Origin of the sequence: Erysipelothrix urinaevulpis, from assembly GCF_009828835.1 — a bacterium.
Lineage (GTDB): Bacteria > Bacillota_I > Bacilli_A > Erysipelotrichales > Erysipelotrichaceae > Erysipelothrix > Erysipelothrix urinaevulpis.
On sequence record NZ_WTTB01000008.1, the window covers coordinates 12,520 to 39,436 of the forward strand.

Below are 26,917 nucleotides of genomic sequence, written 5' to 3' on the forward strand. Positions count from 1 at the left end.
AACAAAGCCTCCTTTAAATTTCACTTGGGGCATTTTTTGAATCTTCGCCCTCAGTGTCTTTTCGTTGTACTTCATCCGTTCCTTCAACTAAGCTTGCTTTAATCGGATTGTTTTCTTCATCTAAGAAATTAACATCCAATGCAAGAGCTTGAAGTTCATGCTTCAACACTCTAAACGATTCAGGCATTTTTGGTTCTGGAATGTCTGTACCATTTTGAATGGCTGCATAAGTACGGGTACGTCCACTAACATCGTCAGATTTAATGGTTAGAATTTCTTGAAGGGTATTGGCAGCTCCATAAGCATAAAGTGCCCAAACCTCCATCTCACCAAATCTTTGACCACCATTTTGTGCTTTACCACCTAATGGTTGTTGTGTAACTAATGAATAAGGTCCAGTAGCACGAGCATGAAGTTTATCATCAATCATATGTGATAATTTGATTAAGTACATGACACCAACAGAAACACGTTCATCATAACGATCACCTGTTTGGCCATCATAAAGAACCATTTTACCATCAGATTCTAATCCACCTTCATCCATAATTCTAAAGAGTTCATCTGTATCAATACCATCGAAAACTGGTGTTGCAAACTTAACTCCTAGATTTTTAGCTGCAAGTCCTAAGTGTAATTCTAGTACTTGACCAATGTTCATACGACTTGGAACCCCTAGTGGGTTTAATAGAACATCAACCGGTGTTCCATCTTCCATAAATGGCATGTCTTCTTCTGGCAATATACGAGAAATAACCCCTTTGTTACCATGACGTCCAGCCATTTTATCTCCTTCAGAGATTTTACGTTTTTGAACGATATAAACTTTTACTTGTTCAGACACACCTGGTGGCAAATCATGCCCTTCATCACGTCTGAAAATCTTAATATCTTGAACAATTCCACTACCACCATGTGGTACTTTTAACGAGTTATCACGGACTTCACGTGACTTCTCTCCAAAGATTGCGAGCAATAGTTTTTCCTCAGGTGAAATTTCACTTTGACCTTTTGGTGTAACTTTTCCTACTAGAATGTCCCCTTCTTTCACTTCCGCACCAATCATAACAATTCCACGCTCATCTAAATGACGGCATGAAACTTCACTTACGTTGGGAATATCGCGTGTGATTTCTTCAGGTCCTAGTTTTGTTTCACGAACTTCAAGTGTATATTCTTCAATGTGGATTGATGTATAAATGTCATCTTTTACAAGACGTTCACTCATAATAATCGCATCTTCATAGTTATAACCATGCCATGTCATAAAGGCAACAGTTACGTTTTGACCCAGTGCAAGTTCACCATTATCCATTGATGGTCCATCTGCTAAGACGTCACCTTCAAAGATTTTTTCACCCAATTTTACAAGTGGGATATGGTTAATACATGTCCCTTGGTTTGAACGACGGAACTTTTGGAATTTATAGATACGTTTTTCTGTTTCTTCTTGAACAATAATTTCATTTGCATCAACATAACTCACGATACCATCGGCTTTCGCAATAATTGCACTCCCCGAGTCCTTCGCAATACGATGTTCGATACCTGTTCCAACATATGGTGAATCAGGTTTAAGTAACGGAACACCTTGACGCTGCATGTTAGCACCCATTAGGGCACGAGAAGCATCATCGTTCTCCAAGAAAGGAATAGCTGCTGTCGCCACCGAAACAATTTGTTTTGGACTAACGTCAACTAACTCAACATCCTCACGAGGAGATAAAATATTTTCACCCTTATAACGAACAACCACTTGGTCATTCACCAAACGATTATCTAAGACCTCGTTGGCTTGAGCAATAACATATTCAATTTCTTCATCTGCTGATAAATAAACAACTTCCTCTTGAACATAACCATCCTCATCAACTAAACGATAAGGTGTTTCAATGAATCCATACTCATTAACTTGACCATAGGTTGTTAAGTTAGAGATCAACCCAATGTTTGGTCCTTCAGGTGTTTCAATTGGACAAATACGACCATAGTGAGACGCATGAACGTCACGAACTTCGAAACCAGCACGATCTCGTGTTAGACCACCAGGTCCAAGCGCTGAAATACGACGTTTATTCGTTAACTCAGCCAACGGGTTTGTCTGGTCCATGAATTGTGATAGCTGTGATGATGAGAAGAACTCTTTAACCATCGCAGTTAATGGACGAATATTGGTTAATTTCTTAGGCGTTAAGTTTGCAGAATCAGATGTAATCGACATTCTTTCCTTAACAACACGTTCCATACGACTTAAACCAATTCTAAATTGGTTTTGAATTAACTCACCTACTGTACGAACACGACGATTTCCTAATTGGTCAATGTCATCTTCAGCACCAACACCATCAAGGAAATTTAAGAAATAAGAATACGTTGCATAAATATCAGATGCAACCACAACTTTTTTATCAACTAATGGGTCAACACCCACGATTTTAACAGTGTCTTTTTCACCTTCTAAAGGTTGAACATACATTTCTTGCATAGCTGCTCCAACTAGCCATAATTCTAAGTTACCTTCTTCTAGTTGTGCACTTAATAATTTTTCATTCATTTTGGTTAGATTTGCAGTTTTAATATTTGGAATGAAACGATCAACGACAAATTTGTCTTTTGCATCCATCAAATCATTTCCATCTTTATCAAGTAAACGTCCCATTGTAAATAAACGTTGACCATAATCTAAGACAGCAAATACATTCTCTTTTGTAATCTCTACAGGTTTAGCAATGATCCCTGTATAAATTGATATTTCTTGATCTTTTAAAGTTTCTAAATCATTAGCTGTTAAGACGGTACCCACTTCAAATTCAAATGCATCATCACGAATATCATCCGCAAGGATACGACCTTCTAAGTGTAAACTGCCATCAACAACAACACGATTCACACCTGGTGAGCTAAATAGATTATTTAGCGGGAAGATACTCATATGACTTGATTTAGCCAATACGTCTCTTAACTTTTTAACATCATCACGTTTTTCAATGAGTGTACCTTTTTCAAAAACTACAGTCCCATCAACATCAACAATATCCTCTGTTAAATAAGTTCCTTCTGCACGATTATAAATTTCAAGTTTCTTGTGTAATTTATAACGTCCAGCCTTATTTAAATCATAACGACGGTGATCTAAGAATTTAGAATGCATTAAGTTAATTGCACCATCAGTTGTTGGAATTTCATCCGCACGTTGGTTTTCGTACATCGCACGCAATGAATCTTCAAACGTGACAGTTTTATCTAGAACTAGTGTATCCACCAACTCTGGATAATTTCCAAAAAACGCTGTATACATAAGTGCATATAATGTTAAAAATTCACGATTTTCGCTTTCTAATTCTTGCCATTCTTCATTAATAGGAAGATTCATAGCCGACAAGAATTTTTTAAATGAATTCACGTCTAAAGCATCTTCACCTTCTTGAAGGTCAAGACTCATACCAAACGCTTTAAATAAGATTGTTGAAACGATCGTACGTTTACGATCAACTTTCATATTTAAGACACGACCATTAGCCGCTTTACGATCATCACTGACAAGTTCTAACCAAGTTCCACGACCAGGAATTAAATCGGACATAAATGTCTCACGGCCAGTCTTCTCGTCAACCTCTGACTTGAAATAGGCACCAGGAGAACGAACAATTTGAGAAACGATAACACGTTCAGCACCATTTATAATAAAAGTACCTGTCTCGGTCATCAACGGTAAGTTCCCTAGGAACACCTCTTCCTCTTTTTCAATCACTTCACCAGTTTGTTTATTAATTACTTCGATACGCATACGAGCTCTAAGAGGAGCCGCATAGTTCTCTTCACGAGATCGGCATTCGTTCACATCATACTTTGGATCATCAAAATCATAATCTATAAATCTTAATGTAACGTTCTCGTTATAACTTTTAATCGGATAAATTTCATTAAATACTTCTGAAATACCCTCCTGTAGAAACCATTCATAAGCTTCCGTTTGCATTTCAACTAGATTTGGTAAATCTAAACTTCCACTCGCTTTTGAATAATCACGGCGACTGGCTTTATTTCCAAATTTCTTTACGTTATATGCTTGGTTTTTCTCCATTTATGCCATCCTTTCTTGCCACACAAAAACATGCATAAAGACACCATTATGCAATATAATACACTACCATACAAATGTTCAATAGTCAATGTTTTCTGGCTATATATGTGTAGAACCCCTTTTCTTTCGTTAAAAGTTCACAATTTCCAAATAAATCAATACATTTTTTCTGTGCGCTCTTGGCTCCATGTTGTTTCCGAATCACAAACATAAAACCACCTCCAGAACGTAAGGAATCATACGCTTCATCAAAAAGAGAATACATCTTTTCCTTACCCACTCGGATTGGCGGATTCGTAATAACCCAATCAAATTTTCCTTTAATTCCATCATGGACAAAATTTTCACCACACCCACTATTTTTCTTGAAATTTAAATTAGCAAGATCAACAGCTCGGGGATTGATATCAAATCCAGTCACAGTAACATCCTTAAATTCTTTTGACAAAACTACACCCACAACGCCATACCCACAACCTAAGTCGCAGATTTCACTTCCGTTCATATCCTCTTTCAAACACGCTTTCAAAAGTGACTGTGTCCCAAGATCAACATGTTCTTTTGAGAATACACCATTATCTGTTTCGAGAATATATTCATAGTCGAAAAACCGGAAAGTTATTTCTCTCCGGTTTTCCACTAGTTCTCGATTGTCTGTAAAGTAATGACTCACAAGACCTCCATTAAATTAAATGTAATTATTTAACTTCTACTTCTGCACCAGCTTCGATTAACTGAGCTTTTAATTCGTCAGCTTCTGAAACTGGAATGTTTTCTTTAATTGGTGATGGTACGTTGTCTACTAATGCTTTTGCATCCATCATACCTAAACCAGTGATGTCACGTAATGCTTTGATTACGCCAACTTTTGAACCGCTAACTCCTGTTAGAGTAACTGTTACTTCACTTGGTCCTTCTTCTTCGTCAGCACCTGCTGCTGCACCTGCAACTGCTACTGGAGCTGCTGCACTTACACCGAACTCTTCTTCGATTGCTTTAATTACATCGTTGATTTCAAGAATAGTCATTTCTTGCAACGCTTTGATAAAATCTTCTGCTGTTAATTTAGCCATTTTAAATATCCTCCTATTTTGATTAAGCTTCTTGAGCTACTGTTTCTTCTACTGCTGGTTCTTCAACCACTTCTTCTTTAGCTTCTACAACATCGCCAGCTTCTTTCTTTTCAGAAACTTGTGATAATGCGTAAGCCAAGTTACGAACTGGTGCTTGAAGTACACTTAAGAACATTGATACCATTCCATCATGATCAGGTAATGTAGCTAGTTCTTTAATTTCGTCAATGCTAACGATTTCTCCGTCAACAAATCCAGTTTTAATTTGTAACTTTTTATTCTTTTTAGCAAATTCTGCTAAAACACGACTTGGTGCAACTGCATCTCCACCGAAAGCAACAGCGTTTGGACCTACTAAATCTTCAGTAAGTGCTTCAAAATCTGTACCTTCAACGGCACGACGGAATAATGTATTTTTATAAACTTTAAAGTTTACACCCGCACCATGCAATTTTGCACGTAATTCAGTAATTTGACCAACATTTAGGCCGTGATATTCAACAATAACTGCTGATTCCGAACCCAATACTTCTTTCTGAATCTCTGCTACTAAATCTTGTTTTGCTTCTAATACTTCGTTTCGCAAATGATTCACCTCCATCTATCTATGGAATCAAATTATACCGATAAATAAAGCCCGCATAAAGACGCGAGCTAAAAAGTTTTATACTTTTAACCTCGGCAACATGATTAAGCTTTTAAGCCGTTGCTGTCTTTGGCATAATTGATAACATAAACATTATACCAACATAATAATGAATGTCAAACAAATTCATCATCTCTTAACTATAAATTGTATGGTTAATCATACGATAGATATAGACGACTAAATAAAGAAGTGCAAACAAAAAAGCAACAATAAAATACAAACATTTTCTCTTTGTCATATATAAATATAAACTCGAAGCATATGGAATAGCCAACGGAAATAAAGGATGCTTATTCAACGCCCCTAAAAGATCACCTCTAAAAAACATTAACCAAGCACGAGTTATTCCAGTCGTTGGTGTTGGAACCCCAAAAAAGTATGTAATAGGAGAGTATATTTTAAATACTTGTAATAACACAATATACAAACATAAAAGAGTTCCGATAACTATCTGTTGTCGAAACCCTTTCTGAGTTAATAATTTTTTCGTTATCTTCATAGTTTATAAGACTAACATTATTTTTTGAAGGTTCATCTCTTTCGTTCGTTTTTGAATCGAGAACCAATCAATAATTGTTAGAACACCACATAAACCAACAGTCAAAAGTTTTAATACCCCCATACCAATGTCACCCAGCATAAAGCGATCAATCCCTAAACTTCCTCCTACAATGGAAATAATGAGCATTGTTGTCGGATCCTTTAAATCCAATGACGCCAACATTATAAAATCATCCTCATTGATATCTTCTAACCGATTTTTAATCAATGTGATGGACTCTGCTGGAAAATATTTTGCATTATTTGCAAGATAAATCGTTATTTTATCTTTCATTTCATATACCCCCTTTAGATATAAAACAAGATTACCATGACCTTAAAAAATAAAAGCCAACTGTAATCAAAGGGGCAATTCATGTCATAAGTAACTCTTTCGCAATCAAGACTCATTTTGTGTTACAACGCATTGATAAAAGCATCATAGTACTTTTATAAACAATTTGTCGTTAAACTAAAGATGAAGATGAATAGAAAGTAGGTTTTTATGACTCAATTAAAAGTTGAATTTTTTCATGATGTTATTTGTAGTTTTTGTTTCCCTATGTCTTATCGTATGCGTGAGGTAAAAAAACAGGTGCCTGAATTAAACATTATTCATCGCTCATTTGCTTTGGCACCCACTCAAAATGATTTGAAATTGATGTTTGGTTCGTTGGAGAAAGCGAAAGAAGAAATCATGTCTCATTGGGAACAAGCTAATCAAAACGATACACTTCACCGTTTCAATATCGAAGGGATGAAAGAACAGGATTTTATATTCCCATATTCAATGAATGGTTTACGTGCAGCAAAAGCAGCTGGAATCATCGGTGGTGAAGCGATGTATTGGGATGTTTTCGATATTTTACAAACTGCTTTGTTTGTCGATAACTTGGACATTGCAGATGAAGCAGTCATCTTTAATCTACTCAACGCCTATGAAGGAATCGATTTCGAAACATGGAAAAGCGTCTATCAAAACAATGACACTAAAATTGCGGTGGAAAGTGATTTACAACTCGCTCGAAACTATGGCGTAAACAGCGTTCCAAGTTTGATTATCGAAGGAAAGTACATCGTCAATGGCGCTCTTCCTGAAGCTCAATTGGTAAAGACATTTAAAAAGTTAATTGCTGATAAAAAAGCTGAAGAAAAACCTCAACCGCTACCACTAGATCTAGGTCAAGAAGGTGAAGCTTGTAACTTTGAAGATGGTAAATGGAAGTGTGACTAATCAATTCATTATTGACCGTTAATAATATCTAATACATGTCAACTTATATTTTAATCAATAAGTATGCCAAAAGCAGGGAATTCTCACCACGAGACTTCCCTGCTTTTATTATTTTTATTCAAAATACTTTTTTTATTAGTCATTAAATTTTTTAGCAATTTCCCCTCCAAATAGTGGAATAATAGCAAATAGAATTGCAACTGCTAGTTCGTCCATTGCTAAGGCTGTAGTACTAAAAATAGGATTTAGAGCCGGAATATAAATTGCTGCAAAGACGAATATAACTGATAATAAAACTGATTTATTGAGATAGCTATTCTCAAATAACTTCATCTTAAAAATTGATTTTGATTCAGATCTCGCTGAATATGCACGCATCAGTTCACCAAGAACAATCGTTAAGAATGCAGCTGTTCGTGCATCTTCTAGATTACCATGGAAATGTAAAGCGTAAAGGAATGAAGCAAGTGTACCAAACGCTAGAAACAAACTTTGTAGAATAACTGAGTTTCTCATTTTACGATCAACAATTGGTTCTTGTGGATCGCGGGGTGCATGTTCCATTACATTGCTTTCTTCTTTTTCCATTCCCAATGCAAAAGCTGGGAATGCATCCGTAATTAAGTTAATTGATAAAAGTTGGATCGCAACTAAAGGTGTTGGTAACTTCGCAAGCATGGCGATAAAAATTACTAGGATTTCACCAATGTTACAGGATAACAAGAAACCAACGACTTTACGAATATTACTATAGATTGTACGACCTTCTGAAACTGCTTTAACAATACTTGCAAAGTTGTCATCTGTTAAAATCATATCGGCTGCCTCTTTAGAAACATCCGTTCCTGTAATTCCCATCGCAATTCCAATATCGGCTCGTTTTAATGATGGCGCATCATTTACACCATCACCTGTCATTGCAACAATATTACCATTGTCCCGAACAGCATCAACTAAACGCACTTTGTGTTCTGGCGATACACGCGCAAATACATTGACTGTCTTAACACACTCACGAAGTTCTTCATCCGTCATTTCATTTATTTCACGACCTTCAATTGCGTGTGCCTCACCCTCAACAATTCCTAATTGTCGTCCGATGGCTGTGGCGGTAATTTTGTGATCACCGGTAATCATTTTTACACCAATTCCTGCATTTTTACAAATATCAATCGCATCTTTGGCTTCTTCACGAGGTGGATCAATCATTCCAACCAATCCTGTAAAGACAAGATGACTCTCATCTTCAAACGCTACTTCTTTGTCTTCAATTTCTTTATAAGCTGAAGCAATTACTCGTAAAGCACTTTCAGCAAGCTTTTGGTTTACATTTAAGATCTCTTCACGTTTTTCATCTGTTAAAGGAATGATGTTACCATCAATTTCTACAAACTCACAACGACGAATTAGTTCATCAGGTGCCCCTTTTGTATACATTATATGTTTTCCATCCACTTGATGAATGGTTGACATTAACTTACGGGTTGAATCAAATGGTAATTCTTGAAGTCTAGGAAATTGAGCATCAACATCATCTTTCTCAATCCCTGCTTTGTGAGCTAAAACAACCATTGCCCCTTCAGTTGGGTCACCAATAATAACTTCTTCATCCATATCGAATTGAGCATCATTACATAAAACAATTGGCATCAAAATATTATGAACAAGGCTTAAGTTTTGGACACCGTTCATATCAGTAATTTCACCTTCAGGACTGTAACCAGTACCACTGACATCGAATAACTGAGTTCCATTATAAACTTTTTGAATCGTCATTTTATTTTGTGTCAATGTTCCCGTTTTATCAGAGCAAATTACCGTAGTACTTCCCAAAGTTTCTACCGCACTTAACTTTTTAATAATCGCGTTGACCTTAACCATCTTTTGCATTCCCATTGCTAAGACAACCGTAACAACAACTGTTAATCCTTCAGGAATTGCAGCTACTGCTAATGCAACAGCACTCATGAAAGAGTCAAATAAACCATCGCCACGCATCCAACCTAAACCAAAGATAACAATACAAATAATAATACAAACAAGCCCAAGGTATTTTCCTAAAACATCGAGTTTCTTTTGAAGTGGCGTTGCCTCGTCTTCACTCTCATTCAACATTCCAGCAATATTTCCCATTTGGGTTGTCATCCCTGTATTGGTTACAATTCCTTTGCCTCGGCCATAGGTTATAATTGTTCCCATATAAGCTGAGTTAATGCGATCACCTAAACTGGCATCACCTTGTAGTATTTCATCCGCATCTTTTTCAACAGGGACTGATTCTCCTGTGAGTGCCGCTTCATCAATTTTCAGATTTACTGAATCAATTAAACGAAGATCAGCTGGAATATAATCACCAGCCTCTAAAATAACAACATCACCAGGAACAACATCTTTCGATGCAACCTCACTGATCACGCCGCCTCTAATTATTTTAGCTAACGGACTCGCCATTTCTTTCAATGCCTTAAGAGCATTGCTTGCTTTATTTTCTTGATAGACTCCTAAAAATGTGTTTAAAACAACAATTGCAAGAATAACAATTCCTTCAAGTCTTTCACCTAATGCAATAGAAATCACTGCAGCAACAATTAAGATTAAAACTAAAAAATCTTTTAATTGTTCAAATACCATCTGAAGGATCGATTTAGTTTTACCACCTTCTAAAACATTATAACCGTACTCTTCATGTCTTTTAGCTACTTCCTGTGTGGATAAGCCTTTTTTTACATCAACATTGAGGTTTTCACTTGTTTCAGTAATTGTTTTATCATAATAATTTTTCATACACGCCTCCTCTTTCTTAATAATACCATTAATCACGTCAAATCACTTATATTTGTTCACATTCTTTATCCTTTCTAATCATCTTAGATAAAGAAAAAGACTTTACCCAAAATGGATAAAGTCTCGAATTAAACACGTTCCGGATCGAATGATCGTATTGACGAAACCGTGACCTGAAGGATCAGAATTCTACTCCCTTTATTACATATATAATATCAAAGCTAAAAATTAAAGTAAAGACTTAAACCAAGTTTCGTATTAAATCACCGTTGAACGCAATTAACTCGCGTTATGAATGAAAATGTATTTATAGCATGAGATCCTTTAGGTGACTCTTTCATTGATTTGGGATGCATTCGTCAGCTTGAAAATACAAAAAGATCAACCTTGCTCGCCTACTAAAAAAATATCGCCTTACCCTGAGATGCACTCTAAACAGTACTTGTTTCGTCGTGATTATTCATCTTTATATTAACGATTCTTTACAAACTCTTCCAAATTAATTGAATGATTATACTTAACACTTGCCACTTTATCCTTACTAAAAATAACCTCTTCCAAATCTATATCATTCACTGCCGCAATTGCGATGGCATAATGGATGACATCAGCTAACTCTTTCGCTAATGAACTTTCACCATCATCTTTTTTCCATCCTTCTTGCATATTAATCGCTTCTGCCACTTCACCAACTTCTTCGACTAATTTCATAAAATTTGCGTGGGTAGTGTTTGGATTTTTATAACGTTCTTTCAAATATAATTGGTATTCAGTAATTGTTAATGGTTTCATAATAACCTCCGTTTTGATTAATTATATCACTTTATTAAAATATCACGCACACTCTTAGATTCAATTTAGAAAGAACCACGTCATACACATCCTTTTTATGATTGAATAAATCAAGAGACATTTATTGATGGTTTTTCGCAATATATTTATATTTTCTATGCTTATGATAATATTCTTTGCTTTTCTTACCCTTCCGAGCTATTTTTTGCAATATTATAGCAATATATTTATAGTGATGGTAGCGTTTACATGATAATCTAAAGAATGTAAGAAAGGAGTAGTGTCATGAAGAAACTACAAAAATTTCAAGTATTTCTTTTAGCTTTATTGTTAGGTTTTTCTTGTTTAACACCGTTGAGTGTCGGTGCGGAAAGTAAAACAGAAAATCCAAACATTGTTACAAGTCTTGGTACAAGGGGGTTTGCCAAGCCTGAATATATGGGTCCAGGTGATCCAAGTGCCGTCACAGTAACGACTGCCGTGCACAACGAGTATGATGGGGTACTCTATGGTTATTCTATGACAAATGGAGGATACTTTAATGTTGTCGACATTGAAAAAAATGAATTAGTATTCAATGAACATCTTCCAAATACATCAAGCGCTTATGGTCATAGCGTTGCGCCTGATGGAACAGTTTACATCAGTGCAAACACAACAACAGGGGGAACATCTTATAGTTATGATCCCGCAGCCAAAACAATTACAAAATTAGGTAATCCTAGTTCTGCACATCAATTTTGGTCATCAGCAACAGATGCTGATGGTAATCTGTATGTTGGTAGTTTCAAAGAACAAGAAGGTAGTGTATTTAAATATGACGTCAAAACAAAACAATTTGAAAACTTAGGGATTGTTAATCCAGGTTCTGGTTATGTTCGTTCGATGGCATATCATGATGGATACATTTATTTAGGAGTCGGAGAACAAGCGATGCTGTTCCGTCTAAATGTCGAGACAAAAGAATATGAGGACTTAACAGGCGACCTTATTGGTCTTGTTGATAAACAGGGTGATGAACGCGAAAACCTTCACTTCATTTATGACCTTGATGTTGTGCAAGATACATTAGTTGCTCGTGTTGATGCTGGTAAATCAGATGCACTAACATTCTTTGATTTAGTCAATCAAGAGTGGTCTGATACCGTTTATAAAAAACAACCTGATGAAGCATTTGGGGCATGGGGTTGGAATCAATTAGCTCAAAAAGGCAGTAAAGCATATGTCACATACAACAATCTATTGCATGAATTAGATGTCAGTGATTTAAGCTTAAGAGAAATTGGTGGTAAAATCGCTGGTCATCGTGGTGGTGCTGTCTTTACAAAAGATAATAAAGATTTCTTTGTCACATTCCAACGCTTAGGTGGAAGTGCAGTCTATGATTTATCTGATGGTTCGATGACAGATGTTCCAAACGTTATGAGAGGAACACCTTTACAATTACATAACCTTGCTAAAGATAACTATGGAGACATCTTCCTAACATCTTATCCTGGGGGACCAAAAGGTGTAAAATTTGATACAAAAAATGAAACTTATCAATCATTCCCTTATGGACAAGCTGAAGGAATTGTTGCCGGTGAAGGTGATGACGTCTATTTTGGAACTTACGGTAGTGCAGTTATTCACCGATTAAATACTAAAACACTTCAAGACGAAGTATTGTTTAACTTAATTGATGATTATGGTCAAGATAGACCTTACATAATGAAGTATCAAGATGACTTACTGTTGATTGGAACGATTCCATTCTATGGTAAACTTGGTGGAGCACTGGCAATTTATAACCCAAAAACAGATACTAAAACTGTCCATACAAACATTGTAAAAAATCAAAGCATTGTTGGATTGGCCAAAAAAGACAATCTTATCTTTGGTTCAACAACCATACGTGGGGGGCTTGATGCTGATCCAGCACAAATGGCAACTGAACCTGTTATCTTTGTTTGGGATATGGACCAAGAGAAAGTCATTAAAGAAATTAAATTACCTTTCACAGAAACAAAAAATTCTCCTCTTATTAGTGGTTTGACATTTGATGATAAAGGTCAATTATGGGGAGTTAGCGATGGTGTAATCTTTACAATGGATCCAAACACCTACGAATTTACGAAACATAAAAACGTTTACCCTTCCATTCAAGGACGTGGAATGTGGAGACCTGTCCACATTGAATTCGGAAATGATGGCTTACTTTATACTGATATGGGTGGTTTCTTAACCGTTATCGACCCAACATCCAAGCGATGGGATCATGTCACAATTCCAACAGACAAAGAAGTTGATTTTATTACACTATCTGAAGATAAACAAGGTAACCAAAATATTTATATGTTACTTGCAACAGGTGAAGGTGTCACTAAAGTTAATGTCGTTGATGTTGAAGAACAAGTTTCAACCCTTAGCGCTAAAGTTGAGCAAGACATACTAAACGGTGATTTCGAAAATCCTCAAACACGATCAACTGACTTTAGCATTCCGGGTTGGTCAAACATGATGGATATTACCGACAATGTTAGTGCTGAAACAACTGATGAAAAAGCATTTACAGGTAAACAATCATTAAAAATTATTGATAAGAGTCAGCATGAAACAATCTTCATTATGAGTGATCCGATAGAAGTGGATGCTGGTGAAACATATACAACAACTGGTAAACTCTTTAACCTTGATGGAAGTGCTAGCCTCATGGTCCGCTACTATAAAAATGGTACTGAGCCTGAATCTCAACGACAAGTCGGCAGTGATCGTGATGGCGTAAACATCATTCATTACCGTAGCAAACACAACGAATGGCAAGATATTGGTGCTACTGTTGAAGCGCCTGAAGGTGCAGATTACTTGAGAATATATGTCGGAGCCTCGAAATACTTTGAAACTAGCGGCGCTTATTACGACACAATTAAGTTATATAAACACATTCCTTTCCAAAGTGTTTCAACCCGTTCTTTAGAACATTTCATTGAAAACGAAGCGAAAGATCTCGATTTATCCGGTTATACCGATGAAAGTGTTAACGTTTTCGAAGAAGCTCTTAAGGATTCATTAGCTTTAATCGAAAGAGCACATCAACAAGAAATTGATTTCACAAACGGAGTAAGTCAAGATGAGTTTGACAACAAAGTGACACAAGACACACTTGAAAGTAGCTTGAAAGCACTTAAAGCAGCTAAAGACGGCCTAGTCAAAGATGATGGTAACGGTGGTGTAGATCCTGTTGATCCTGTTGATCCTGTTGATCCTGTAGATCCAACTGAACCAAAACCAGTCAATCCTGACGATAAAGACGATAAAGACGATTCAAAATTACCAAGTACTGGTATGAGTTCACACCAATTATCAATTGGACTATCCTTGATTGGTGTTGGCTATCTGATTACGCGTAAAAAACGAAAATAATAAAGTATGTTAAAAAGCAGTTCTCAAATTGAGAAACTGCTTTTTTTATCTATTCTTCTTTATTTTTAGAAATCAGGACAAACCCTAATCCAGTAAGAACACTAACGATACCCCAATAATTTGCAGCTATCCCTGTATTAGGGAGCGTGGATACTTTGGGTATTTCTTTTGCTTTATCGACCCCAAGTACAGCCATTTCTTGTCTTGGTTCTTTGCTGACTGATGTCAATAACTCTACTTCGTCTGCCCATTCTAGTGTTACTTCTTCTATCTCCAAGTCTTCCACTGTTTCTTCAGGAACGAGTTCTTCTGTAGGTGTGAGTGGATCGTGTGGAACGATACTTATATCAGGAACAACTGGTGTTACTTCTTCTATCTCCAAGTCTTCCACTGTTTCTTCAGGAACAAGTTCTTCTGTAGGTGTGAGTGGATCATGAGGAACGATACTTATATCAGGTACAACTGGTGTTACTTCCTCTATTTCCAAGTCTTCCACCGTTTCTTCAGGAACGACTTCTTCTGTAGGTGTGAGTGGATCATGAGGAACGATACTACTATCAGGTACAACTGGTGTTACTTCCTCTATTTCCAAATCTTCCACTGTTTCTTCAGGAACGACTTCTTCTGTAGGTGTGAGTGGATCATGAGGAACGATACTACTATCAGGAACAACTGGTGTTACTTCCTCTATTTCCAAATCTTCCACTGTTTCTTCAGGAACGACTTCCTCATTCGGGTATAGTGGGTCATTTATTTCTAAAGGTATTAGTGAATTCACCACATTAAAGAGTTGGTTTTCTTGATGATAGTCAATGCTTGACTCATAGCCTTTTATTGCTTCTTCATATAATTTATAATCAATTAATTCGCCATCTACATTGAATTTTTTTAAACCGACAAATGTTAGCTTATATTGATTTTTCGGCATAACAACTTGTCTAATTAACTCCCCATCAGCAAATAACTTAAAAACAATTGGGATTTGAGGATGAATTTGATTTCCTTCATCATCAATCCATGTTTTTGATACACTTAAGTCAAACGGGATTGCATCATTCTTAAACTTCAATTCCACTTCCCGTTGATCGTTAAAAACTATCAAAACTTCTTTTTTATCCATACCGACATAACCATTGGGTACAACAATTTCTTCAACGTCATAAACACCCGCTATCACATCTTTTTTGAAAGCCTGACCATTTTCATCTGTTTTTAATACAAAGCTTTCGCTTGAGAAAACCTTATGGGTAAATTTGAAAACAGCTCCAGAAAGTCTTGTGTTCGTATCGCTGTCCTCTTTAACAATCGATAAGTTTCCTCTAGGACTGCCATTCCCAGTTCCCCAACCCCCTAAATTAAACTGTCCTATGGCCAAATTATTTTGTCCACCATCCATTGGAACATTTGTCCCCTTTGATGTTTTTAAAAAAGCACTGTTCTCTAAATCAAAAACACCACCGTTACCATAGTCACCCGTATAGATTGTTTCATACTCAATGTTATACCACTGACCTTCACTGATATCCAACTCTAAAGAAAACCCTTTTTTATCACGATCAAAAGCAATTGGACCCTCATAAACTTTCGAACCAATAGAATGTTCTCCTTGTCTTGCAATATTAATTCTAAAACTTGTATCATCCAAGACTTGATTAGGTCCCAGACGATCTGATAATTTCACCGTATTTCCTGGAAGACTCCCATCACGATTTACGCGAATATACCAACGTAAACCTTGATCTGTTTGACGACCCAAACCAAAGGACCCTTTTGAAAATGATTCTTTACTATAGTTATTAGTGTCTCGTTGAGTGTTATCAACTTTAATCGAATCGTTTAATACAATCGTATTTGTCTCATCAACACTTATTAAATCTAGATTAATGATGTCATTATTTTTTTGATCATCAATTCGATACACAAGACTAAATCCACTATGTCGATTAGTTTTTTGCTCAATTTCCTTTGTAAATGTAAACACTATTTTGTCATCAACTTGACGCCCAATACCGTATTTACCTAGTTTCAACTCACGTCCCATAAGGCTTAACCCCTTTGGTATGCTAACTGAAAATGTGTCGTTAGCTTTGTATGTTTTTTCAACCGTATCATCAGGTAAACGCCACGTTCCTTCGATGATTAATGTCTCACTTGGAACATAGACATCTGCTTTATGATTAATCTTCATCGTTGTAATAATAGATCTCTTTGTTTCCGCTTTTGTTGAAGGTGCTTGTAATAATATTTGTACAAATAGTGCTAGTGTCATCAAGAATACCAATGACATTGTTATTTTCTTTTTCATATTTCCTCCTCTGTATATTTCGATATCCATTTTTTATTCATTCATAATTCACAACAATCTTAATAAATCGCTGTTTTTGCCGCTTACATAAAATATCACTTTAACAAAAACTCAACAATTATCTTGCCTGTCATTTGACTCATTTCACGTATGTTTATACATTTTATAGACTTTCTTGTGACAATATTGTTGACAAGCAACACTTTTTCATTTAATGTTGTAGGTAAATCAATGAACAAGAGAGTAAATTTACAAAACTTTTGAAAGCGAATCGGGGGTGGTGGAAGCCTGATAAGAGTTGTAGATTGAACCGCACTTGCGAGATGTAGTGATGAACTTACAGTAGTTTCTACCGCCTACCGAGCGTTAACGGATACGAGTGATCTTGCCTATTTGCAAGATAATTAGAGTGGTACCACGCAACAGCGTCTCTAGGCTATGCCTAAAGACGCTGTTTTTATTTTAAAAGGAGATATTTATGAAAAAAACACTTATTATTTTATTTGTTACACTATTTTTAACTGCTTGTTCCTCGAAACCAGAAGAACAAAGTAATCTTTATCAAGACATTTTGGATAAAAAAGAAATCGTTGTCGCTGTCTCACCAGACTACGTTCCCTATGAATTTATTGATCCTAGCAAACAAGGGCAAGATCAATACGTTGGGGCCGATATAGAACTAGCAAAATATATTGCTGAAAAACTGGGTATTACGTTAACCATCAAGGCGATGGATTTCTCTGACATTCCAAGTGCAATTGCACTCGAACGTTTCGATCTTGGAATTTCAGGTTTTACCCATTCTGAAGAACGAGCTAAACAAATCCAATTCAGCGACTCTTATGACAACAGTGAATCAACATGCCAAGGATTTTTAGTTAGAAAAGATCGTGCTGATGAATTCAAATCACTCAAAGACTTTGAAGAAGCACATGTTGTTGTCCAAAACGGGTCACTACAACAAACTTATGTCCAACAGCAATTACCAAATTCAAAACAACGTCCTATTGGAAAACTTGACGATGGTGTCTTGGAATTAAAATACAACAAAGTTGATGCCGTCGCAATTTCATGTGAATCAGGTGCTTCATTTACCTTAAACAACGACGACTTGATGGTCAGTGACGTAAAATTCGACATTATAGACGAAGAAGGTATGATGGTAATTATGCCCAAAGAACAAACAGAACTTTTAGAACATATCAATGCGATTATTAAAGAGGTCAAAGAAAACGGACTCTATGCTGAGTGGATGAATGATGCCAATAAACTTGCTGAAGATTTAGGAGCGGTTAACGAATGATTCAAAACATCTTTAATATCTTAGAAAAATATGGCCATGTTTTTCTAAAAGGTACGTGGGGAACACTTTATTTGTCATTGATTGTCGTATTTTTTGGAACCATTGTCGGTGCCCTTATTTCATTAATGAAAATGAGTAAATTTAAACCCTTCTCAGTGATAGCAAGTGTTTTTGTAGAAATCGTACGTGGAACTCCTATTCTATTACAGCTATACTTATTCTATTACCTAGGTGCTGATTTAATTTCAAACCAGCTACCCGATACTTTTTGGGTTATTACAGCACTTATTGTAAACTCTAGTGCTTATGTTTCTGAGATATTTAGAGCCGGTATCCAGGCTGTTGATAAAGGTCAATTTGAAGCGTCAAAAAGTTTAGGACTTAGCAATGCCCAGATGATGAGATTTATCATCCTACCCCAAGCAATCAAAAATATCCTTCCTGCATTGGGTAACGAATTTATTACAATGATTAAAGAAACATCGCTTGCATCTATCTTTTTCATTAACAGTCTCATGACATCTGAAGCAATTGTCTCAAGTACAACACACATGAAAATCGAATCATTAATTATCGTAGGTATCATCTATTTTATTATTACATTCACCTTAAGCAAATTACTTAAAAAGTTCGAAGGGAGACTTCAAGCATAATGGAAAAAGAAATCATTAAAATTAATAATCTTCATAAAAGCTACGGTGATCTCCATGTCTTAAAGGGAATTACCACCTCGATTAAAGAAGGAGAAGTTGTTTCAATAATCGGACCTTCAGGTTCTGGTAAATCGACGTTACTGCGTTGCATTAATTACCTCGAAATTCCAAATGAGGGGACCATTCACTTCAATGATATCCTCATTAAGAATGAACAAAAAAGCCTTGACAAAGTGCGTCAAGATATTGGTATGGTATTTCAACATTTCAATGTTTTTCCACATATTACGGTATTAGAAAATATTACACTTGCACCCAAATTACTAAAGAAAAACGAAAAAAAAGAAAAAGCTCTTGAACTCCTTACTATGGTTGGTTTAGCTAATAAGGCAGATGATTATCCTACAAGTTTGTCTGGTGGTCAAAAGCAACGCTTAGCAATCGTTCGTGCGTTAGCTATGAATCCGAAAATCATGCTTTTTGATGAACCAACAAGTGCACTTGACCCTGAAATGGTTAAAGAGGTTCTTGATGTTATCAAACGTCTAAGCCAAAGTGGTATGACAATCATCATCGTAACCCACGAAATAAATTTCGCAAAAGAAATTAGTGATCGAATCTTATTTATGGATGAAGGCTTGATCCAAGAAGAAGGACACCCAAAAGAACTATTAGAAAATCCAAAAGAAAAAAGAACTCAAAAGTTCTTAAGTAAACTATTATAAAACCTGATACTTGATCAGGTTTTTTTTATATAAGCACGCGCTAATGAAATAAAGTAAAGTGAACCTGTAATATAAATTGAATGAGTTTCTTTATACTCTAAGGCTTTATCAATAGCGCTTTGATATGGGGAAATTACCTCTAACCCCAAATCCATACTATTTAGGTCTTCTTCTGTTATTGCTCGAGGAAAATCAAATGTGGTCAATATCATATGATCGACCACTTGATTGAGGTGATTTATCATAACACTGACTTCCTTGTCTTTTAAAGCAGTAAAGAGAATTAAGGTTTTTTCATCTCTGGTTTTAATTTCTTCAACCAATGAATTTACACCCGCCTCATTATGAGCACCATCTAAGTAGACTTTAGGAAGAACTTCTTCAAACCGACCTGCCCAGACTTCTTTTTCCACCGTCTTTTTAATCAATTCTTTAGACAAAGTATCATCAAACGCTAAGCATAGTTCGATGGCTAGATTCGCATTCAATCCTTGATAATTCGCATGACGTTTTAAGTCAAATTCTAATTGACTTCCCTTCACATGATATGAATCTTTACCCCATTCTATTAAAGGTTTAGGTAAGAAAGTGATTGGACCTTTGGCATATTCAATAAAAACTTTTTGAATTTCAGGTTTAAGTTCACTGCTATACACTGGAACCTTGTCTTTAAAGATACCTGCTTTTTCTATCGCTATCTTTTCTTCGGTATCTCCAAGGATAGCCATGTGATCAAGCGAAACATTTGTTATTCCAATGAGTTCTGGCGTAAGGACACTTGTAGCATCCAAACGACCACCTAAACCTACCTCATAAATTGCGACATCAACGTTTTTTTCTATAAAATATAAAACTGAGATAATCAAATCAATTTCAAACATACTTAAGTTATATTCGTCCCAAAGCGGTTCTGTTTGATTAGCAATTCGTAAAAATTCATCAGCATTAATTTCTTCATCATTTATTCTAATTCGATCACGATGATGAACTAAATGTGGTGATGTAAATGTGCCAACTTTATTCCCCGATGCTTGAAGGATCGATCGTGTAAAATTCGTAGTAGATCCTTTACCATTAGTGCCACCAATTTGAATAACGCTAATATTTTTTTCAGGTGAACCTAAGTGAAGCAAGGCTTTTTTTAACTGGGTTGTCCCATATGTTTGGTTTTTACGCTGAATTAATGTTTCAATCAGGCTGGTTTCTTCTTTAAACATCTGTTCTCCAGTCAATCTCAGGCATTTTTTTATCCTTTAATATTTTATTAATTGTACTAAATGGTTTTGATCCAAAAAAACCACGATACGAACTCAAAGGGGAGGGATGTGGTGCACACAGTATTTTATGTCTATGGTCAATCATTGCTGTTTTCTTCTGTGCTTCTTTACCCCATAAAACAAAAATCAAAAATTCTTGCTTTTCATTTAATTCTTTCATCATTCTATCCGTGAATGTTTCCCAGCCAATATTCCGATGTGATAAAGGCGTACTTTCTTCAACTGTGAGAACGTTATTGATTAGGAAAACACCTTGTTTAGCCCAATGACTTAAATCACCGTTTGTATTTTTAACACCTAAATCGTCTTCAAGTTCTTTGAAAATATTAATAAGACTTTTCGGTAACGGTGTTTCTGGCATCACGGAAAAACTCAAACCCATCGCTTGATTTGGCTGATGATAAGGATCTTGTCCTATGACAACAACTTTTATATCCTCGAAAGGACATAATTCAAAAGCAGAAAACACATTGTCTTCTGCTGGATATACTGTTGTATTTTGGCGAGACTGATCAATTATTTTCATCATATCATTGAAGTATGTCTTCGCCTTTTCTTCTTCGATTAATTGTTTCCAAGTATTATTCATCGTCATTGATATCAAACTCTTCTAGCCACGCTTGGGCTCTTTCATTAATTTCTTTTTGTGTCTCTTCTACCGTTAATTCATTGAGGTAAAGTTTTTCAAGAATATCCATGATATCCACTTCATCATACAAGGATCGTGCTAACTTATTTGGATTGTTATCAAGTGCTAACACAGAAGGAGTATCAGAATAATTATAACTTAAAATTTTCCTTAAATCAGTTTCTTCAAAATCTAGATCATCAAAATTGCTTCGGTTATAAATAAGTGTTTTACCATCAGCGCTTTTGTATTGTTTCAACGCTTCAGGAGATCTTAGGATCCTGAGAACTTCTGCACTCGCTGAAGGAAATTCAACATCACCACGAACCATGTATCCATTCACCTCACCCATCGGAGACAGATGATGATTTTTATATGTAGGAAAGGGTGAGACTTTGTAAACATCTTCACTCTTTTCAAATCGTTGTTCATATTTCATAGAACTATGCAACATGGTAAAGGGAGTTTCTCGTTTGTAGAATGCTTCTTCATAAAGCCACGGCAATAATTTTTTAGGTTCAATAATTTCTTCTTCGACCTCTTCATTTTCGCTTGCTTCATCTGGCTTTTGAGGTTTTTCTTTCTCTTTTTTCTCATCTAGTTTGTAATAATCGTGATTCGTGAACTCACTAATTAAATGTAATCCTTCGCGAAACTCTCTTGAATCAAACCCTGGAACCGACCCACGATTCGTGAAATTAAGACCCCAACGTCCACCCGTTAGAAACGGATAAAAACTATTTTGATCACTGAATGTCAGTGGGAATACATATTTAGACTTTTCTAATATCTTATCCGAGTTCTCAAAAATTAGTTCCCAGGATTCTAAAGCATCTGGTAAACCGACCCCTTCAGAGATTGTTAGATCAAACCCCATCTCTTCAAGCAAGGTTTCATTGTAAACAAAAAACCATCCATCAATACTATTTTGAACAAAATAATATCCTTTAATATTTATAGCATCTTGTAGCTGAATTGGAATTTTTGAACCAACGACACTTCCCAAGGTATTTCCTAAATTTTGCATGTCATTGATAAAATATGCAGCATTATTTTGACTTGTAACCATAATATCGTAAGGAAACCCTTGAGATAATTCTTTGACTGACAATGGTTTTTGAACATTAGTTTTAATGGCACCTTTGTGTTCAGGATGCTCTTTGTCCCATGTCTCTTGTAGATATTGACCCAGTTCTTTATTTTCTACTTGAACGATTAATTTAGCACCATCTTCAATTTGGAATTGTTCTTTATCTTTGTTATAACACACCGATTCTCCATCAAGAGAACACATATTATTAACCATAAAATAGACTGTTGAACCAAGACCAATGATAAAAGCAATTGCAATTGTAAAGACTAGTAATCTATTTTTTTTCATCGTTCTTTCAATCGTCCTTCCCAAATAATATCAGTGTCCGTTAATTCTCTTGGATTTGTTTTTCCTAATAAAAGCATAATTCTTTTCAACTCATCAATAAACTGATCAACTTCCGCATACATTTCTTCTTCTTTTTTATCATGCACCATTTTTAGAAATACACTCGACAATCCTACAGCCTGTGCTCCAAGAGCTAATGCCTTAATAACGTCCAATGGATTTCGAATACCGCCCGAAGCCATAATTTCAACCTTATTCATAAACGGTTTAGCTTCGATTAATGATTCAACTGTGGATAACCCCCAATTTTCAAGATATGAAAATCGTTTACCTTCTGAGCGAGTGTTCTCGATGGTCACAAAATTGGTACCACCTTTCCCGCTCACATCAATGTGTTTGATACCTATCTTTTGTAATTGATTAATCGTATAACGACTCATACCAAAACCAACTTCTTTAACAATTACAGGAACATCTAGTTCTTTATTAATCGATTCGATACGATGAAGCCAATGACTAAAATCACGATCCCCTTCATCCATCGTTAATTCTTGAGCTGGATTAATGTGAATACTCAGCGCATTTGCATGAATCATTTCAACTGCTCTTTTTGCTTCAGTAACACTAGCATTAGGATTTATATTCCCTAAAATGAACCCTTCTGGATTAACGTCTCGTACAACACGATAACTTTCTTCTAACGTTTTGTCATCCAATGCCGCATGCTGAGACCCAAGCACCATCATTAAACCATAACGCTTTGCAATTAACGCAAATTTACGATTTAATTCTTTGGTCTTTTCACTCCCACCAGTCATTGCATTGATGTAGAACGGATAATTAAATGTTTGCCCTAAATAATGAGTACTTAAATCTATATCACGATAATTTATCTCTGGAAAACTATGATGATAAAAACGCATTAAATCAAAATCATTATTCTTTTCATGCTGAGCGAGCGCTAACTTCACATGCTCGTCTTTTCTTTTTGAACGTGTTGTCATCCCATACCTCTAATTCTAATGGCACTATCTTCACATCTTGCCATAATCTTTTGATTTCCATTACATCGGTATTGTCATCAATTAAAGCGAATAGACAATCTCCCCCACCCGATCCTGAAACTTTTGCAAAGCCATGATGACGCTCTACAATTTCAATCGCTTGTTTTAGCTGATTAGTTTCAATATTTAGTAATGTTTCATCTTGCAGTTTCAACATTAATTGACGATATTTTTTAATTGCTGTTTTTGTATCGCCTTGTATAAACATTTTAACATAGGTCAATGCCTCTTTTGTGAATATTTGGTAAGTTTTTGGATTCTTTGATTTCCATTTTGAAAATGTATCCAGATATCCATTCGTTCCATTGGTTGATTGTGTCCAGCCAAACTCTAACTTATAATGTCCTTTTAATTTTATAGCATCGATTTGTAATAGGGGCCACGGTTTTTTAATTAAGTCATAGCGAATCATTTGACGATTGAGCCACTCAAAATCATACGCTTGATAATGAATAATCCCACCATATACCGCAGCTGCAATATCACCACTTGACCCTTGTGAACTTATCATGCGTTGACACAAAACAGCAAATTTGAATTGTTCAAGTTTGCTAAGGTGAATATTATGTTCTTTTAAAATTGTTTGTGTAATTGCCACGATGACAACTCCACTTGATCCTAACCCTATTTTTTTATCTTTAACTAACAGTGTACTGTTTAGTTCCAGTGACAACATTTGCTTTTTTACATTTAAATAATCTAAATAATCATAAGTGAAATTCACGGCCATATTCGCAATTTCGATATCTTTGCTCTTTACATCTTTTTTCAAACCATCAATTGATCCATAATCACTTCGCAACTTAAATGTAGCCGATTTTTTCGAACTAACGTTAATAAAACGATTGACTGCCGCAATCACTGCTTCACCGTGTGGTTCTGTAATAAAATATTCTCCAATCAAGAATAATTTCCCAGGAAATTTATAATTCGTCATAGACCGTTAATCCCTTTCCAGTTTTACAGACCATTGTTTTATATTCTTTGAGGTGATTCAATAATTGATCGACATGGGCTTCATCTGTCAAAATTTTTACATTAGGACCTGCATCCATTGTAAAGTATACCGGTATCTCTGCCTGTAAGGTTTCTACAATATTCATAATTTCTATTGTTTTGGGTTCAAAGTACCATTTATTCACAGCCATCAACGATGCATGCATTCTTAATGCATTTTCTTGAACAACGGTTCCTAATTTATTTAGGTTCTTTTCCTCAATAGCTTTTTTTGCTGTGACAATATCCTCATGACTTTGTTTCACCCAAGCATCGAAATATGCCGATTTTTGAGATGTTTCTTGCATTGCAAAGCCACTAGAAAACTTTTTCTTTTCTTCATTCACAAAACAAATAACCATTCTTAACTCAGGCCAATCACTGTTGGGAATCGGTTTTGCAAAACTCGTTTCATGATCTTTACCTTTTTCCCATTCCACCAAACCTTCATAGACTGAACGCGAAGCAGAGCCTGAGCCAACACGAGCCAAACGACTTAATGCTTCGTCATCAAGATTTAAATGAAGTGTACTGGCTTTTGCTAATGCCGCAAAGGCTGAAGCGGATGATGCAAGTCCTGCTGCACTTGGAACATGATTGTAAGATGTAATCAGTGCATACTCCTTTACATTATATTCTTTACGTACATAATCCATGAATTTTTGGACTCGTTCTAAAGACTTGCCCGTTTGTTGGATTCCATCTAAATAAAAAACATCTTCACTCAATTCACTTTGGTAATCAACCGATGTTTCGGTATATAAATTATCAAGTGTCATTGATAAGCTGGAGTTTGTCGGAATTTTTAAGGCTTCATCAGCTTTGCCCCAATATTTAATTAATGCAATATTTGTATTTGCTCTAACAATTTTAGCCATGATACTCCTCCTTCAAACTCATTACCCATGTTTTTTTTGAACCTGCATTAATCAGTGACGACAACACATCATTTGTTTTATCGGGTGTGCATAAAGCAATCATACATCCACCCAAGCCTCCACCGCTTAACTTTGCACCTAGGGCTCCATTCTCCATCGCAGCTTCCACCAATTTATCCAGTTCTAAACTGCTTACGCCAATGGATTGTAATTTTAAATGACTTTCGTATAAACAATCCCCTAAGCCTTGAATATCTTTAGTATTAATGAATTCTTTTGCTTTGTTTGTTAGAAGACCCAAGTCATTAATTGCTTGTGCATGGTCTGTATATTGACGTCTAACATTTTGTACAGCCTCTTTTGTTGAAGCCGCTTGACCCGTATCAGCAACCACTAAGACTGCATCAACATCAACATTCATAATTTCACTACTTTTATTTTTTATATAATAAATCGTTTGTTCTTTAATAATAATCTCTGAATCAATGCCACTTGGGTTATCATGATGATAAGATTCTGCAATATGCGTATAATCTCTTAGTTCATCTTGGCTTGCCTCTTGATTCATGAATTCAAAGACTGCTCTAACCAATGCTACAGAGACTGCAGCACTTGAACCCAATCCTCTTTCTGTTGGCACATCAGAATCAATCGTTATATTCAAATTTGACGTGATTTTTAAATCATTCTTTAATTTATTGAGTACATCTTTAACACCATTGAAATGTGCAGGTGCATCGTCTAATTTACCACTGTATAAACTCGACACCATCGTGTCATCATCATCTGATACACTCACAAAACACTTTGCATGCACACTAAAAAAGGGTAATGCAATTGCCGGTTGTCCATAGACAACTGAATGCTCCCCCGCTAGGATAATTTTTCCACATGCTATTCCATAACCATTACGCATAGATCTCCATCCTTTTCATGTTTATTATAAAGATGTCAGACTCTGAAATCAATCAATCACATGAAATCATGCATTTAACGTCTTTTTTACATAGTGTTTTATAACGGATTAATTGTCAAATTAAGCGCAACACTTCGTTCTCAAATAATATTTCTTGAGGTGTATAGAAATTTATACACTTACGTGGTCTTGTATTAAGCCTTCCTATTTTTTCTTCTAGGTCATTTGGTGTA

21 protein-coding genes and 2 other annotated features are annotated in these 26,917 nt (G+C 35.8%); of the genes, 5 read left to right on the top strand and 16 right to left on the bottom strand.

Annotated elements, in window-relative coordinates; all coding sequences use genetic code 11:
* Positions 1–13 precede the first annotated feature (13 nt).
* From rpoB to GVV10_RS08560, 6 genes are all read right to left on the bottom strand, one after another.
* Positions 14–4,084: a DNA-directed RNA polymerase subunit beta gene (gene rpoB / locus GVV10_RS08535; RefSeq protein ID WP_159521674.1), complete on the bottom strand. Its 4,071-nt coding sequence runs from the start codon at positions 4,082–4,084 to the stop codon at positions 14–16.
* Between the two features lie 85 nt (positions 4,085–4,169).
* A complete protein-coding gene (locus GVV10_RS08540) occupies positions 4,170–4,757 on the bottom strand; it encodes a class I SAM-dependent methyltransferase (protein WP_159521677.1) in 588 nt (195 codons plus the stop codon).
* A gap of 25 nt (positions 4,758–4,782) precedes the next feature.
* A complete protein-coding gene (gene rplL / locus GVV10_RS08545) occupies positions 4,783–5,157 on the bottom strand; it encodes a 50S ribosomal protein L7/L12 (protein ID WP_159521679.1) in 375 nt (124 codons plus the stop codon).
* A gap of 22 nt (positions 5,158–5,179) precedes the next feature.
* Positions 5,180–5,752: a 50S ribosomal protein L10 gene (gene rplJ, locus GVV10_RS08550; protein ID WP_456236453.1), complete on the bottom strand. Its 573-nt coding sequence runs from the start codon at positions 5,750–5,752 to the stop codon at positions 5,180–5,182.
* A 25-nt stretch (positions 5,753–5,777) separates the two neighbouring features.
* Positions 5,778–5,894 (bottom strand) — a sequence feature (ribosomal protein L10 leader region).
* Positions 5,895–5,939: 45 nt separating this feature from the next.
* Positions 5,940–6,305, bottom strand: coding sequence for a DUF2752 domain-containing protein (locus GVV10_RS08555; RefSeq protein ID WP_159521683.1), 366 nt, complete (start codon positions 6,303–6,305; stop codon positions 5,940–5,942).
* A 3-nt stretch (positions 6,306–6,308) separates the two neighbouring features.
* Positions 6,309–6,641, bottom strand: coding sequence for a TM2 domain-containing protein (locus GVV10_RS08560; protein ID WP_159521685.1), 333 nt, complete (start codon positions 6,639–6,641; stop codon positions 6,309–6,311).
* Positions 6,642–6,851: 210 nt separating this feature from the next.
* On the opposite strand from GVV10_RS08560, the gene GVV10_RS08565 reads away from it, so the two are divergent.
* Positions 6,852–7,580 (top strand): DsbA family oxidoreductase, encoded by a 729-nt coding sequence (locus GVV10_RS08565; protein ID WP_159521687.1) that lies wholly within the window; start codon positions 6,852–6,854, stop codon positions 7,578–7,580.
* Positions 7,581–7,715: 135 nt separating this feature from the next.
* On the opposite strand, the gene GVV10_RS08570 is transcribed toward GVV10_RS08565, so the two are convergent.
* Both GVV10_RS08570 and GVV10_RS08575 read right to left on the bottom strand, forming a co-directional pair.
* Positions 7,716–10,364 carry a calcium-translocating P-type ATPase, PMCA-type gene (locus tag GVV10_RS08570; RefSeq protein WP_159521689.1) on the bottom strand — a complete coding sequence of 883 codons (2,649 nt, stop codon included), beginning with the start codon at positions 10,362–10,364 and terminating at the stop codon, positions 7,716–7,718.
* Positions 10,365–10,835: 471 nt separating this feature from the next.
* Positions 10,836–11,156 (bottom strand): MazG nucleotide pyrophosphohydrolase domain-containing protein, encoded by a 321-nt coding sequence (locus GVV10_RS08575; protein WP_159521691.1) that lies wholly within the window; start codon positions 11,154–11,156, stop codon positions 10,836–10,838.
* Positions 11,157–11,441: 285 nt separating this feature from the next.
* On the opposite strand from GVV10_RS08575, the gene GVV10_RS09500 reads away from it, so the two are divergent.
* On the top strand, positions 11,442–14,558 hold the full coding sequence (locus GVV10_RS09500; protein WP_159521693.1) for an LPXTG cell wall anchor domain-containing protein: 3,117 nt from the start codon (positions 11,442–11,444) through the stop codon (positions 14,556–14,558).
* Positions 14,559–14,607: 49 nt separating this feature from the next.
* Here the strand turns inward: GVV10_RS09500 and GVV10_RS08585 are convergent, their stop codons facing one another.
* A complete protein-coding gene (locus tag GVV10_RS08585; RefSeq protein WP_159521695.1) occupies positions 14,608–16,863 on the bottom strand; it encodes a SpaA isopeptide-forming pilin-related protein in 2,256 nt (751 codons plus the stop codon).
* A 222-nt stretch (positions 16,864–17,085) separates the two neighbouring features.
* Positions 17,086–17,299, top strand: a binding site (T-box leader).
* 42 nt (positions 17,300–17,341) lie between these two features.
* On the opposite strand from GVV10_RS08585, the gene GVV10_RS08590 reads away from it, so the two are divergent.
* From GVV10_RS08590 to GVV10_RS08600, 3 genes are read left to right on the top strand one after another with little or no spacing between them, the layout of a single operon-like run.
* On the top strand, positions 17,342–18,166 hold the full coding sequence (locus tag GVV10_RS08590; protein WP_159521697.1) for a transporter substrate-binding domain-containing protein: 825 nt from the start codon (positions 17,342–17,344) through the stop codon (positions 18,164–18,166).
* Positions 18,163–18,819 (top strand): amino acid ABC transporter permease, encoded by a 657-nt coding sequence (locus GVV10_RS08595; protein WP_159521699.1) that lies wholly within the window; start codon positions 18,163–18,165, stop codon positions 18,817–18,819. Before GVV10_RS08590 ends, GVV10_RS08595 begins: the two co-directional genes overlap by 4 nt.
* A complete protein-coding gene (locus tag GVV10_RS08600; RefSeq protein WP_159521701.1) occupies positions 18,819–19,544 on the top strand; it encodes an amino acid ABC transporter ATP-binding protein in 726 nt (241 codons plus the stop codon). The genes GVV10_RS08595 and GVV10_RS08600 overlap by 1 nt, the downstream gene beginning before the upstream one ends.
* Before the next feature lie 14 nt (positions 19,545–19,558).
* On the opposite strand, the gene GVV10_RS08605 is transcribed toward GVV10_RS08600, so the two are convergent.
* From GVV10_RS08605 to mvk, 7 genes are read right to left on the bottom strand one after another with little or no spacing between them, the layout of a single operon-like run.
* A complete protein-coding gene (locus GVV10_RS08605; RefSeq protein WP_159521703.1) occupies positions 19,559–20,761 on the bottom strand; it encodes a bifunctional folylpolyglutamate synthase/dihydrofolate synthase in 1,203 nt (400 codons plus the stop codon).
* The gene (ung, locus tag GVV10_RS08610) at positions 20,754–21,410 is read right to left on the bottom strand and encodes a uracil-DNA glycosylase (protein ID WP_159521705.1); all 657 of its coding nucleotides are present in this window, start codon (positions 21,408–21,410) and stop codon (positions 20,754–20,756) included. The genes GVV10_RS08605 and ung overlap by 8 nt, the downstream gene beginning before the upstream one ends.
* Positions 21,403–22,830, bottom strand: a complete 1,428-nt coding sequence (locus GVV10_RS08615) for a type 2 periplasmic-binding domain-containing protein (RefSeq protein ID WP_159521707.1) — start codon at positions 22,828–22,830, stop codon at positions 21,403–21,405. Before GVV10_RS08615 ends, ung begins: the two co-directional genes overlap by 8 nt.
* Complete coding sequence (fni, locus tag GVV10_RS08620) at positions 22,827–23,834, bottom strand: type 2 isopentenyl-diphosphate Delta-isomerase (protein WP_159521709.1); 1,008 nt, start codon at positions 23,832–23,834, stop codon at positions 22,827–22,829. Before fni ends, GVV10_RS08615 begins: the two co-directional genes overlap by 4 nt.
* Positions 23,776–24,831, bottom strand: a complete 1,056-nt coding sequence (locus tag GVV10_RS08625; RefSeq protein WP_159521711.1) for a phosphomevalonate kinase — start codon at positions 24,829–24,831, stop codon at positions 23,776–23,778. The genes fni and GVV10_RS08625 overlap by 59 nt, the downstream gene beginning before the upstream one ends.
* Complete coding sequence (gene mvaD, locus GVV10_RS08630) at positions 24,818–25,768, bottom strand: diphosphomevalonate decarboxylase (protein ID WP_159521714.1); 951 nt, start codon at positions 25,766–25,768, stop codon at positions 24,818–24,820. The genes GVV10_RS08625 and mvaD overlap by 14 nt, the downstream gene beginning before the upstream one ends.
* Positions 25,761–26,684 (bottom strand): mevalonate kinase, encoded by a 924-nt coding sequence (gene mvk, locus GVV10_RS08635; protein ID WP_159521716.1) that lies wholly within the window; start codon positions 26,682–26,684, stop codon positions 25,761–25,763. The genes mvaD and mvk overlap by 8 nt, the downstream gene beginning before the upstream one ends.
* Positions 26,685–26,917: the final 233 nt, after the last annotated feature.